The organism is Actinomadura fibrosa (assembly GCF_900659615.1).
Classification (GTDB): Bacteria; Actinomycetota; Actinomycetes; order Streptosporangiales; family Streptosporangiaceae; genus Spirillospora; species Spirillospora fibrosa.
Map to the genome: position 1 here is coordinate 1 of NZ_CAACUY010000254.1, position 11,818 is coordinate 11,818.

Annotated in this window: 13 protein-coding genes; 4 read left to right on the forward strand and 9 right to left on the reverse strand. The window is 75.5% G+C overall.

The window, feature by feature from the left end:
- Positions 1-857 (reverse strand): efflux permease Rv1217c-related protein (locus E1300_RS53060; protein ID WP_503104943.1); only part of this gene is annotated, 857 nt, incomplete at its 3' end.
- Entirely contained in the window at positions 854-1,765 is a 912-nt protein-coding gene (locus E1300_RS41355; protein ID WP_131762744.1) for an ABC transporter ATP-binding protein, read from the reverse strand. The genes E1300_RS41355 and E1300_RS53060, both read right to left, overlap by 4 nt.
- A gap of 105 nt (positions 1,766-1,870) precedes the next feature.
- On the opposite strand from E1300_RS41355, the gene E1300_RS41360 reads away from it, so the two are divergent.
- Together E1300_RS41360 and E1300_RS41365 are read left to right on the forward strand one after the other, a co-directional pair.
- On the forward strand, positions 1,871-2,377 hold the full coding sequence (locus E1300_RS41360; RefSeq protein ID WP_242619729.1) for a GbsR/MarR family transcriptional regulator: 507 nt from the start codon (positions 1,871-1,873) through the stop codon (positions 2,375-2,377).
- A gap of 107 nt (positions 2,378-2,484) precedes the next feature.
- Positions 2,485-4,101, forward strand: coding sequence for a coiled-coil domain-containing protein (locus E1300_RS41365; RefSeq protein WP_242619730.1), 1,617 nt, complete (start codon positions 2,485-2,487; stop codon positions 4,099-4,101).
- Between the two features lie 44 nt (positions 4,102-4,145).
- Here E1300_RS41365 and E1300_RS41370 read toward each other — a convergent pair whose 3' ends face one another.
- The 3 genes from E1300_RS41370 to E1300_RS41380 all read right to left on the reverse strand — a co-directional run bounded on the left by E1300_RS41370 (position 4,146) and on the right by E1300_RS41380 (position 5,897).
- Positions 4,146-4,364, reverse strand: coding sequence for a hypothetical protein (locus E1300_RS41370; protein ID WP_131762745.1), 219 nt, complete (start codon positions 4,362-4,364; stop codon positions 4,146-4,148).
- A 207-nt stretch (positions 4,365-4,571) separates the two neighbouring features.
- Positions 4,572-5,261, reverse strand: a complete 690-nt coding sequence (locus E1300_RS41375; RefSeq protein ID WP_131762746.1) for a hypothetical protein — start codon at positions 5,259-5,261, stop codon at positions 4,572-4,574.
- A gap of 120 nt (positions 5,262-5,381) precedes the next feature.
- Positions 5,382-5,897, reverse strand: coding sequence for a hypothetical protein (locus E1300_RS41380; RefSeq protein ID WP_131762747.1), 516 nt, complete (start codon positions 5,895-5,897; stop codon positions 5,382-5,384).
- A 220-nt stretch (positions 5,898-6,117) separates the two neighbouring features.
- On the opposite strand from E1300_RS41380, the gene E1300_RS41385 reads away from it, so the two are divergent.
- Positions 6,118-6,933, forward strand: a complete 816-nt coding sequence (locus E1300_RS41385) for an ABC transporter ATP-binding protein (RefSeq protein WP_131762748.1) — start codon at positions 6,118-6,120, stop codon at positions 6,931-6,933.
- Between the two features lie 2 nt (positions 6,934-6,935).
- Here E1300_RS41385 and E1300_RS41390 read toward each other — a convergent pair whose 3' ends face one another.
- The 4 genes from E1300_RS41390 to E1300_RS41405 form a co-directional block, all read right to left on the reverse strand.
- Positions 6,936-8,300 (reverse strand): AAA family ATPase, encoded by a 1,365-nt coding sequence (locus E1300_RS41390; RefSeq protein WP_131762749.1) that lies wholly within the window; start codon positions 8,298-8,300, stop codon positions 6,936-6,938.
- Positions 8,297-9,769: a hypothetical protein gene (locus E1300_RS41395; protein ID WP_131762750.1), complete on the reverse strand. Its 1,473-nt coding sequence runs from the start codon at positions 9,767-9,769 to the stop codon at positions 8,297-8,299. Before E1300_RS41395 ends, E1300_RS41390 begins: the two co-directional genes overlap by 4 nt.
- A gap of 64 nt (positions 9,770-9,833) precedes the next feature.
- Positions 9,834-10,940 (reverse strand): hypothetical protein, encoded by a 1,107-nt coding sequence (locus E1300_RS41400; protein WP_131762751.1) that lies wholly within the window; start codon positions 10,938-10,940, stop codon positions 9,834-9,836.
- Complete coding sequence (locus E1300_RS41405; RefSeq protein ID WP_131762752.1) at positions 10,937-11,536, reverse strand: hypothetical protein; 600 nt, start codon at positions 11,534-11,536, stop codon at positions 10,937-10,939. Before E1300_RS41405 ends, E1300_RS41400 begins: the two co-directional genes overlap by 4 nt.
- Between E1300_RS41405 and E1300_RS41410 the strand changes: the two genes are divergently transcribed.
- The coding region (locus tag E1300_RS41410) for a hypothetical protein (RefSeq protein WP_207400254.1) at positions 11,531-11,818 on the forward strand (288 nt) is incomplete at its 3' end. The two genes, E1300_RS41405 and E1300_RS41410, sit on opposite strands and share 6 nt — an antisense overlap.

Genomic DNA, 11,818 nt, shown 5'->3' on the forward strand with positions numbered 1-11,818 from the left:
TTGGTGCCGGGGACATGCGCGTCGCTCTCCCGCGTCTCCCCCGGCCGCAGTTCCCACCGCCACAGCTCCAGCGAGGGCCGCGGATCGCTGCCGACCAGCGCGTAGGCGGCCGCGCCCAGGGCGGCCGCGACGCCAAGGGGGAGCAGCAGGATCCAGTAGCGGTCGCCGGCGTACGGGCGGACCTCTCCCAGCCAGCCCAACGGCGATGCCCAGGTGAGCCACCGCGCGCCGGAGGAGGCGTCCCCCGCGGCGCGCAGCAGGAAGGACACCCCGAGGACGGTCATGGCGATGCCCCGCGCCGCGCGGGCGTTCTCGGTGACCTGGGCGGCGACCGCGGCCACGGCGGCGAACAGGAGCCCGCCGGCGGTCCAGGTCAGGCCGAACGCGAGCGCGCCCCCGGCGCCCTCGCCCGCGAGGACGAGCGCGGCCAGCGCGCCGACGACCGCGGCGGCCGCCGAGGCGACGAGCAGCGCGGCCGTGAGCGGGGCCCGGCGGCCGACGGCGCCGGACCCGACGAGTTCGAGCCGCCCCTCCTCCTCTTCGGCCCGGGTGTGCCGGATCACCAGCAGGACGGCCATCACGCCGGCGAGGGCGAGGCCGAGCATCCCCAGCCGCCATGCGGTCAGCCCGCCGGTGGACGCGTCGCGGACCGGACCGAAGAACGCCCGCGCGGCGGCGTTGCCGTCGAGCCCGGCCGCGTACTCGTCCCGTTCCGCCTGCGTGCTGTACAGCTTCCGGTAGCTCGACAGCGTCGTCATCAGGAAGCCGATGAGGACCGCGACCCACACCGGGATGACGACCCGGTCGCGGCGGAGGCCGAGCCGCAGCAGCCGTCCCGTGCCCGCCAGGGTGTTCACCGTCCGGCCTCCGCGTGCTCGGTCAGGTCGTCCTCGTAGTGGCGCAGGAACAGCTCCTCCAACGTGGGCGGACGGCTGACGAGGCTCCGGACCCCGACCTCGGTGAGCCTGCGCAGCGCCTCGTCCAGGCGCGGGGTGTCGACCTCGAACGCGACGGTGGTGCCGTCGACCCGGACGTCGTGGACGCCCGGCAGCGCGGTGACGCCGTCCGGAGGTGCGGCCAGTTCGGCGTGGATCGACGTCCGGGTGAGGTGGCGCAGCTCGTCCAGGGTGCCGGTCTCGGCGGTGCGTCCTTTGCGGATGATGGTGACGCGGTCGCAGAGCGCCTCGACCTCGCTGAGGATGTGGCTGGACAGCAGGACGGTGCGCCCGCTGCTCCGCTCCTCCTTCACGCACTCCTGGAAGACCTCCTCCATGAGGGGGTCGAGGCCGGAGGTGGGTTCGTCGAGGATGAGCAGTTCGGCGTCGGAGGCGAACGCGGCGACGAGGGCGACTTTCTGGCGGTTGCCTTTGGAGTAGGCGCGGCCCTTCTTCTTGGGGTCGAGCTCGAAGCGGTCGAGCAGCTGGGTGCGGCGGCGTTGGTCCAGGCCGCCGCGCAGGCGTCCGAGCAGGTCGATGACCTCGCCGCCGGACAGGTTGGGCCAGAGGGTGACGTCGCCGGGGACGTAGGCCAGGCGGCGGTGCAGGGTGGTGGCGTCGTGCCAGGGGTCGCCGCCGAGCAGGCGGGCGGTGCCGGCGTCGGCGCGCATGAGGCCGAGCAGGACGCGGATGGTGGTGGACTTCCCGGCGCCGTTGGGGCCGAGGAAGCCGTGCACCTCGCCGGTCCGCACGGTGAGGTCCAGGCCGTCGAGCGCGCGCGTCCGGCCGAACGTCTTGACCAGGCCGGACACGGAGATGGCGGTTCGCATGGTCCGGAAGCTACACTGATTTCACAATTTTGTGAATACTCCGAATGTTGTGAACCGCCGATATGCTGATGGCGGCCGATCGGGCGGGTGAGGGAGTTGGTGCGGGTGGGCGACGCGACGGGACCGAGGCGGGATCCCGAGGCGATCCAGCGGTTCATCGAGCGCTTCGCGGCGCAGATGGCGGACGCGGGCTGGCAGCGCATGCCCGCGCGGGTCTTCGCGGCGCTGCTGGTCACCGACTCCGGCGCGCTGACCGCCGCCGAGCTGGGCGAGCTCCTCCAGGTGAGCCCCGCCGCGATCTCCGGCGCCGTCCGGCACCTGTCGATGCTCCACATGGTCGCGCGCGAGCGGGACCCCGGCTCCCGGCGCGACGTCTTCCGCGTTCGCGACGAGGTCTGGCACGACGCGATCCTCGGACGCGACCGCGCCCTCACCATGTTCGAGGAGAGCCTCTACGGCGCCGCGCAGCTCGTCGGCACGGACACGCCCGCGGGGCGCCGGCTGACCGAGTCCGCCGATTTCTTCGCCTTCATGCAGAAGGAGCTCGGCGGGATGATGGACCGCTGGCGCGAGCACCGGGAGGCCTTGCGCGGCGGCGCTTCCGGCTCCTGAGCGGTGCCCCTGGGCGGCCGTACGTGAAGTCGGCGACGACTTGGGCGCCCCCACATGTGACACCCAAGTCACTGCAGCCACGCCGCTCAGTGCGTAAGGTTCATTCCATGCCTAACAGCGAAGAGCGCGACAATAGCGGCCCCGAGGAGACGGCCGCGCCCCCCGGCGCCGGCGCCTCCCACGGCGAGGGAGACCCGGCCGGGACGGCGGTCGCGCGCATGGGCGACCCCGTCACCGTCTGGCCGTGCGCGAACTGCGGCCGCCCCGTCCCGCAGCCCGTGGGGGCCGTCCGCGCCGTCCGCTACTGCCAGGACAACGACGGCGCCTGCGCCCGCGAGGCCCGCGACCGCCGCGAGCGCGGCCGGGACGCGCCGGGCCTCACCGGCCAGGTCGCCTCCACCTGGGAGATGGTCGAGCGGCTGGAGAAGGCCGCCGACCTGCTCGCCGACTCGCTGACCTCCGAGCTGAGCGTCGCCGGCGTCGAGCGGCGCGTCGCCGAGGTGCGCGCCGAGGCCGCCCGCGAGCTCGCCATCGCGCAGAGCGAGCGCGACGCGTCCCAGCGCAAGGCCGAGGAGGCCTGGAACGAGGCGGCGTCCGCGCGCAAGCGCGCCGAGGCCGCCGAGAAGGACGCCTCGCGCGCCGGCGAGGAGGCCAAGCTCGCCACCGCCAAGCGCGACGCCGCGCAGCAGGCGTGGGAGGAGGCCCACCAGATCGCGCAGCAGGCCATGACGGCCAAGCTCGCCGCGGAGAGCGAGCGCGACCGCGTCGCGGCCCGCGAGACCGAGCTGCTCGCCGCGCTGGAGACGGCGCGGGCCGAGCTCGTCACCCTGCACGCCAAGCTCGCGGAGGCCGAGGGCGCCGCCGAGGCGCAGCGCGTCGAGGCCGCCGTCGCCCGGCAGGGCGCCGAGGACCTGCGCAACGCCATGCGCGACACCGAGGCGCAGCGGCAGCGCGCCATGCAGGCCGCGAGCAAGGCCGAGGCCGAGCGCACCGCCGCGCTGCGCGCCCAGTCGGAGGCCGAGGCGGAGGTCGTCCGCGCCAACGCCCGCGCCGAGGAGGCCGTCAAGGAGCGCGACGCCGCCCGTGCCCAGGCCCAAGCCGCCGCCGCGGAGCGGGACGAGCTGACCACTAAGGTGAACGACCAGTCGGTGCAGCTCCGCCAGCTCTCCCAGTCGGTCGCCGAGCAGCAGGCGGCGCTGACCGCGCTCGCCGAGGAGCGCGACGCCGCCCGCGCCGAGGCCGACCGGGCGCGCCGCCAGGTCGACCAGTTCACCCACAACACGCTGTCGTCCAACATCCCGCCGGGCGGGCGGATGCCGGGCGGCGGTGCGCCCCCGCCCGCCGGACCCTCGGTCGGCATCTCGCACAACGGGAGCGTCCCGCCGCCCGGAATGCCGCCGGGCCCGCCTCCCATCGGGGGACCGCCGCAGAGCCCGACGACGCAGAACGGGATGATGGCGTCCAGCGGCCCGATGCCGCTGTCCGCGCCCGTCCACCGCCCGGGCGGTGCTTCCGGCGCTCCCGGCGTTCCCGGCGTTCCCGGTGCCCATGGCGGCCCCGCGGGCCCCGGCGTCCTCCCGCCGAGCACGCCGAACCCCGCCGCGCAGGGCGGCGCGCCGCACGGCGCTCCGCAGGGCGGCACTCCCCAAGGCGGCGCTCCGCAGGGCGGCGGCCGCCCCCTCAACGGCGTCGACCGGGAAGACCCCCTCTTCACCGGCCCGTAAGGCCCCGGCCGCGCACGCGAGGGTCCCGGGCAGCCGGGGCCCCGCTAGCCGCCGTACTTGACGACCAGGAACAGCACCACCGCCGCCGCCACGATGATGAGCGACGTCTGCGAGCGCTCCTTCGCCGCCTGCTTCCGCAGGTTCGACACCCGCTGGCGGCCGAGCCGCACGTCGAACAGGGCGCGGCGCGCACGTTCCCAGTGCATGCCCACGTAGGCCGCGAACGCCGCGATCCCCAGCAGGAGGAATCCGGTTCCGCTCATCTGACCCGCCTCCGTTTTCGCGGAAGCTCAGATTAGACAGCCGAACGCCCCGCCGAGACGTGTCAAACGACACATTTATCGTGCCCATGCCGAATCGGACCAGGTTCGGTCGGTATCCGGCCCCCGGCGCCTCCGCGAACCCGCCCGCGCCCCTCCGCCGACGGTGCAATTCTCAGGCCGCCGCGCCCCTCAGCCGGCGGCGGCCGGTCAGCTCCCGAACAGCCGCGGATCGATCTCGACCCAGATCTGCTCGGAGCGGCCCAGCAGCCGCCCGTCCGACCCGTACAGGGCGGTCGCCGCGTGCGTCTTGCGGCCCTCGCGGCTGCGCGCGAGGCCCATGACCACGCACCGCTCGCCCGCCTGCGGCACCTCGCTGACCTGCGCCGTCATCGTGCCGAGGACCGAGGGACTGGTCCCCGCGCCCGCCGCCCAGCCGCCGGGGCAGTCCAGCACCGCCCACACGAGCTCGCGCCCGGGGACGCGCTCCGGAACCCACGGCGCCGCGACGGTGCCGTCCCCGGCCGGCCCGGGCTCCAGCCGCATCCCGTCGCCCGGTTCCCGCTCGGGCCCGCAGACGAAGCAGCGCGGGAACGGGTGGCTCTCCAGCGTCCGGTACTTCTCCGCCGCCTCCAGCGCCGCCTCGAACGGGACCGGCGGGACGGGCGGCACCACGATCGCGCCCGCGAGCGCCTCGGCGACCAGGACCTCCCCGTCCCACAGCCGCGCGCCGAGGCCGCGCTCGTCCTCCACCGTGACGGTGAGCTCGGTGTCCAGCGGCGGCGGCCGCCGCAGCGTCACCGTCACCGTGTCGACGGCGACCCGCCCCGCGAGGAGGCCCGCCGTGTAGCCGCCGTTGCCCGACCCGTCCGGGCCGGAGAACCGTCCATCGATGATCACCCTGCGTTCCCCCGTGCTTCAGATCCACCGCAAAACGGGACCGATCATATTGACCTGGTCTGACGGCCTCGCGGCCGACCCGGTTCCGGGGGCGCCCGGTGTGCGGCGCGTGTCCGCCGGTCAGACGGCGCGTGACGGCTGCGGGCGGCCCGGCCGGGTGGTGAAGAAGACGGAGAGGGACCCCTTGAGGCGGGCGCGGACGGTCTCCTCGTCGACGGGCCCGTCGCTCGGGACGGGCGTGCGGTCGAGGGCGCGGGCGATGAGGAGCTCGACGTTGCGGTCGGCGACCAGCACGGAGCACGTGTCGCAGGCGTACCAGGGGTAGAGCATGTTCAGGACGGCCACGGCCGTGTCGTCGTCGGACAGGTGCGTGGTGTCGAGCTCGACCTCGAACATGTCGGTGTCCTCGGGGTCGAGCGTCGGGTAGTACAGCCAGCGCGGCGCTGCGGCGGTGCAGAAGTCGCACTCGGGATCGCGCGGGGCGGGCTCGCCCACCGCCAGTTCGAGCTCGTGGTCCCACGGCTCCACCCGCCGGTTGTGGCGGTAGCCCACGCCGTCGAGCGACCCCTCGCGGTTGTGCGTGACGTCGTGCACCTCGCCGCCGCAGCGGGCGCACATGAAGCCGATGTCCTCCATGTCCCTCCCCTGATCGCTGAGGCACCGGCTCTCACAGTATCCGTCCGGGGGCCTCCCTCGTACCAGGTGCCGCGATACTTCGGGTACGTTGAAGATCTTCTTCGGCGCCCGCGCCCCGGCGATCCCGGCCCCGCGCCCCTCTCCGCCGCCCACTCCGCGCGTCCTCGCCGTCCCTCGCGTGCCGCTCCGGCATGCCGCGTTCCAGACAGGAGTTCCCCCGGTGTCCCTCGACCACGCCCGGGCCGATGTCGTCCTCAACGCCGACAAGGTCGACCTTGTGCGGGAGCGGCGCACGCTCCTCGACCAGGTGACGATGACGGTCCTGCGCGGCGAGCACTGGGCGCTGATCGGCCCGAACGGCGCGGGCAAGAGCACGCTCCTCGGCATCCTCGGCGCCTACACCCACCCGACCCGCGGCACCGCGGAGATCCTCGGCCGCCGGCTCGGCCGGGTGGACGTGCAGGAGCTGCGCCGCCTGATCGGGCAGGTCAACCCCCGGCACCCGCTGGAGTCGGCGCGGACCGTCCGGGAGGTCGTCCTGACCGGCGCGACCGGCACGATCGAGCTGGTACCGCGCTGGACGCCCACCGCGGACGAGCTGCGCCGCGCCGACGAGCTGATCGGGCTGCTGGGCCTCGCGCCCCGGGCGGACGCCCGCTGGCCGAACCTCTCCCAGGGCGAGCGGGGGAGGACGCTGATCGCGCGGGCGCTCATGCCCGACCCGCCGCTCCTGCTGCTCGACGAGCCCGCGACGGGTCTCGACGTCGCCGCCCGCGAGCGCCTGCTCGCGAGCATCGACCAGCTCCGCGCCGAGCGCCCCGGCCTGACCACGGTGCTGGTCACGCACCACCTGGAGGAGCTGCCGACCAGCACCAGCCACGCGCTGCTGCTGCGCGAGGGGCGGGTCCTCGCGTCCGGCCCGGCCGGGGACGTCCTCACCACCGAGCTGGTCAGCGCCTGCTTCGACCACCCGATCACGATCACCCGGCACGGCGGCCGCTGGGCCGCGACCGCCGGCCCCGCCCTGCGCGGCTAGCCCTAGCCCGCCGGTACGCGGTGGGCGGCCAGGTGCGCGAGGACCGACTGGTTCGCCTCCCACCCGTCCGGGAACTTGACCGGCACGCCGAGATGCACGGGCTCGGTGGACGGGTGGGCATCCAGCAGCTCGGGGATGCCCGCCCGCGCCACCACGACGCACGCGTGCCGGTGCCGCGACGCGAGGACGCACAGGCGCCCCGACTCCAGGTGGAACGCGGTCGCGTCGCGGCGCCCCGACAGGGGGTGCAGCACGACCGTCACGTCGTACTCGCGCCCCTGGAGGCGGTTGGCGGTGTCGACGGTGATGCCCGCGCCGTGCGGGCCGAGCGCGGCGCGGATCGCGGTGACCTGGTCGCGGTGCGCGGCGCCGATCGCGACGCGGTCCGCGCCCACGGGGTTCGCGCCCTGCTCGGAGTGCGCCACGGGCCCGCGCTGGAGCAGCCGGACGGCCAGCGCCGCCGTCGCCTGGACGGCCTCCCTGTCGGTGCGCAGCGTGTGCCGGGCGGGCAGCTCGTACAGCGCCCACCCGGTGGACGCCGCCTCCTCCAGGGCCCGGTCGTAGGTGGTGCCCATCCCGCGCGCCCCGTACTCCAGCCGCCGCTGCTCCGGGCGCGTCCCGGCACGGAACCCGGTGAACGGGTAGAACGCCTCCGACACCACCGGCGCGGCGGACGCGGGCAGCCGCCACGACACCGGCAGCCGGTGGACGGGCAGGTCGGGGTTGTGCGCGAGGAGCACCGACACGGCGCTGCGCATCGGATCCCACGCCAGGCCCGCCCAGCGCTCCACCTCGACCGTAGAGAACGGGTCGAGCTGCCCGGGGTCGCCCACGAACAGCGCCCGCTCGAACCGGCCCGCGATGCGCAGCAGCATGTCCGAGCGCATCTGGTACGCCTCGTCGACGATCGCCCACGGCCACGACCCGTCGGACAGCGTCGCCCACTTCGCGGCGGTCGCGATCACCACGGTGTGCTCGGCGAGGTCGTCCGCCTTCTGCGCGACCCGCACGGACGGGCGGGCGAGGACCCGCTCCGACGGCAGGTACCCCGACGCCGACAGCCGCCCCAGCGTGATGCCGGGATGCTTCTCCGCGATGCGGTCGATCAGGTCGTCGACCTGCTCGTTCGTCTGCGCGACGATCATCAGCCGCTCGCCCGCCGCGGCGACGTGCGCGGCGGCCCGCACCACCAGCGTGGACTTGCCCGCGCCCGGCGGGGAGTCGACCACGACGCCGCGGTGCGCGCCGGCGAGGTCGGCGAGCACCTCCTCGACGACCCTCGCCGCCGCCGCCGACGGATCGAGGTCGTCCGCCGCCGGGACCGGCGCGGCCACCGGGAACAGGCTCCTCGTCCCGCCTTCGGTCATGACCATTCCTCTTCGGCGTCCTCGTCGGTCGGCGTGTACTCCTCGGGCGGCCCGCCGTGCGTCCACGGCGTGTTCTCCCGGTCGGGGAACTTCGCCGCGCCCCACGAGCCCTCCGTCAGCGAGGTGAAGACCACCCGGTCGCCCTCCCGGGGCACGGTCCCCGGCTCGGGCACGAGCTTGCGGCCCATCCCGCCCGTCAGCTCCAGCAGCACGCCGTCGCCGCCCAGTTCCACGATCCTCCCCTTGAGCGCGGGCCGCGCGGCGTTGCACACGGTCGTCCCGACGTCCAGCCGCACCGGGTCCTCGGTCGCGATCCGGACGCGCGGGCGCAGCTTCGGCCGCTTGCCCGTCTCGTCCAGGCGCTCCGGCTCGCACGCGGTGACCGTCCCGCCGAACGCCTGGCCCGCGAGCCGGTACTCGGCCATGACCAGCGGGTCGTCGAAGGCCCGCTGCGCGTCGTAGGCGTCCTGGGCGCGTTCGAGGTCGTGCAGCCGCCGCGCCGCCCGGACGGGCGGGTCGCGGCGCGCCTGAGGATACGCCTCGCCGAACGTCTGGTGGTAATAGGTGAAGGCGTCCCGGTCGCGCTCCCAGCGGCCCGGCACGCTCGCGCCCTCGGGCAGGGCGCGCAGCAGCCCGACGGCCCGCCACATCAGCTCCCAGGTGGGCGTGAGCTGGCTCGCGACGGCGGTGCGGAGCCGCTCTTCCGTGCGCGGGTCGCCGCCCGACCGGTCGTAGGCGGCGATCGCCGGGGCGAGGACCTCGTTGTCGAACGTCGGGTCGGTCGCGGGCCCGGCCGGCGGCCAGACCACCGGGTCCTCCGCCTGCGCGGCCGCCGCCGGGCCGTCCAGCCCGTCCGGCGGGTCGATCCAGCCGACCAGCGCGGCGAGGTTGCCGTCCTCCAGGGAGCTCTGGCCGGTGGCCCAGTGCAGCCGCAGCACCTCGGTCATCGCGCGCAGCAGCGACGAGCCCGGATGGTCGTACCGCTCGGCGAACCACGTCAGCCACCGGCCGAGCACCGGGACCGCCGGGTCCACCGCGTACGGGCCCTCGGTGCTCCGGAACCGCGTCGACCGCCCGAGCAGCCGCAGGAACGCGACGCCGCCCCGGTTCGGCACCAGGAACTGCGGCGCGTTCCCGTACCGGATGCGCTCCTCGCCCTCCTTGCCCGGCGGCAGCTCCTCGACCGCGCCGCGGCTCGTCTCGATGTGGTTCAGGACGAGCTTGGCCAGGTCGGCGGCGAACGCGAACCGCAGGTCCCGGTTGCGCGGCTGCGGCACCACCAGCAGCGACGCGTCGTCCGGCGCGGAGCCGAGCATGACGGCGAGCGGCGCCGCCGCCTCCCCGGCGAGCTTCAGCGGGACCAGCACGAGCGGCGCGTCCGCGACATGGCAGTGCCGCACGGTGGCGAGCGGCTGGGCGATCCCGGCGTCGGCCGCCTGGAGCTGCGCGAGCGACGTCAGCGCGCTCATGTCCCGCTTCCCGCGGGCCCGGCGGCGGGCGTGGCGGGGGCTGCGTCCGGCGCGGCGGCCGGGGTCACGCGGCGCCGTCCCGGACGGCGAGCAGGGCCTCGGCGCGCAGGCGGGCCGCGGCGCGGAGCTGGGCGGCGGTCTCGGCCAGGTCGTCGGACGGGCTGAGCGACCCGTCCGCGAGCGCGAGCGCCGTGCCGATCGTGTCCACGCCGCCGAGGTCGTCGCGGACGGACCGGCCGAGCGCGCCCGTCGCCCCGCACGCCCGCGCCTCGTCCCGGCAGAAGAACGCCATCTCGCAGCCGCCCATACACTCGGGCGCGTACCGGGCCTCCACCGCCCGCACCGAAGCGTCGAGCGCGTCGCCGGGCTCGAACGTCAGGTCCTCGGGCAGCTCCTCCAGGATCCGGTCGATCCGGGTGAGGCGCGCGAGCTGCCGTTCGAGGACGGCGAGCTGCGGCCGGACGTCCAGCGGCGTCGCCGTCGGCCGGTTCGAGAAGTTCTCCGGGCAGACGAGGAACACCTCGTGCGACACCCGGGACGGGTCGTGCCCGAGCTCGGCCACCAGTCGGCGCAGCGCCAGCACGTACACCGCGGACTGCCGGGCCGCCGCGGCGACCTGCTCCGGCTCCGCCTGCCCGTCGACGACCGCGAACGACTTGATCTCGATGACGTGCAGCCGCCCCGCGACCTGGAACGCGATCACGTCCGGCTCCAGGTAGGCGAGCTGCCCGGCGATCTCCAGCCGCAGCAGCGGGTGGTCGAACAGCGTGCCCTCGCCGGACTCCAGCGCGCGGGCGAGCAGCCGCCGCGTGCGGGTGTGCCGCAGCTCCCGCCCCTCGTTGCCCGCGACCACCTCCAGATCGTCGTAGGCGACCTCCGGGACCGCGAGGCCGAGCCGCTCGCGCAGCAGCGTCAGCAGCTCCGCGCAGCCGTCGGCCTTCACCTGCGCCTCGAACGCGTTCCCACGCGTGATCGCGAACTGCGACTGGCCGAACGGGGTGGGGAAGCCGAGCGTCCGCGCGACCGCGTCCTTGTCGACGCCCGCCGCGTCCATCAGGCCGCGGCGGGCGCAGCCGGGGTTCGCGGTGAGCGCGGCGATCGTGCGTGCGTCGTGGTTGCGCGGGGGAGCGCCGCCGCGCAGCCGGGCGAGGTCCGGCGCGGTCTCGGTCATCGGTCCGTCTCTCCAGTGGCGGCACGGCGCGTGCCGGATTCGTGCAGGGCCCGCAGCCGGCTGCCGAACAGCCGCTCCGCGTCGTCCAGCCGCTCGCGGGCGCGCCCGGCGGCCGACGCGCGGCGCCTCCGGTCGGCCTCGAGGTGGACGTCCAGCTCCTCCCGGGCGGCCTCGGCGAGCACGGCCGGATCGACTGTACCGACCGTATCGGTGACCGCACCGGGAATGTTGGACGCGAACCGCCACAGCAGCCGCTGCACGTCCGGGGACGGCGTGCCGCGCCCGGCGTGCTCGGCGAGGCGGATCGCGGAGGTGAGGAAGTCGGTGCGGGGGCTGAGCGGCCCGACGATGCGCCGTTCCAGCGGCCACGTGCTCACGGTGAGCAGGCCGCGGGCGGGCGCGAGCAGGTCGGCGGTGAGCGCGGCGCACAGGTAGTAGGGCCGGGCGTACGGCGCGGTGCGGAAGGAGCGCTCCTCGTCCCGCCGCAGGCTCGTGAGCCGGCCGCCGGCGATGTCGCCGGAGAAGAACGCCGCGTGCACCGAGCCGATCAGCCTCGGCGCGGCGGGCGCGCCGAGCAGCGTCAGCGCCTGGTGCACCTGCTCGCGGACGGGCAGCAGCCCGCGCCGCCTCCCGTCCTGTCCGTCGCCGCGCTGCTGCCCATCGCGTCGCGCAACGCCGCCCGCGTCATCGCCATCGTCACGTTCATCCGCGTGGCCCTGCCCGCCCCGCGAGCGTACGGGCTCGTCGGCGCCGGGGTCCGTCCCGTCTCCGCTGCCGTCACCGAGGACGGCCTCGTCCCACTCCTGCTCGGCCCGGCGCAGGTCGGCGCGCAGGCCGCGGGCGGCCGGCCGGTCGCCCGCCGCGACGGCGCGGCGCAC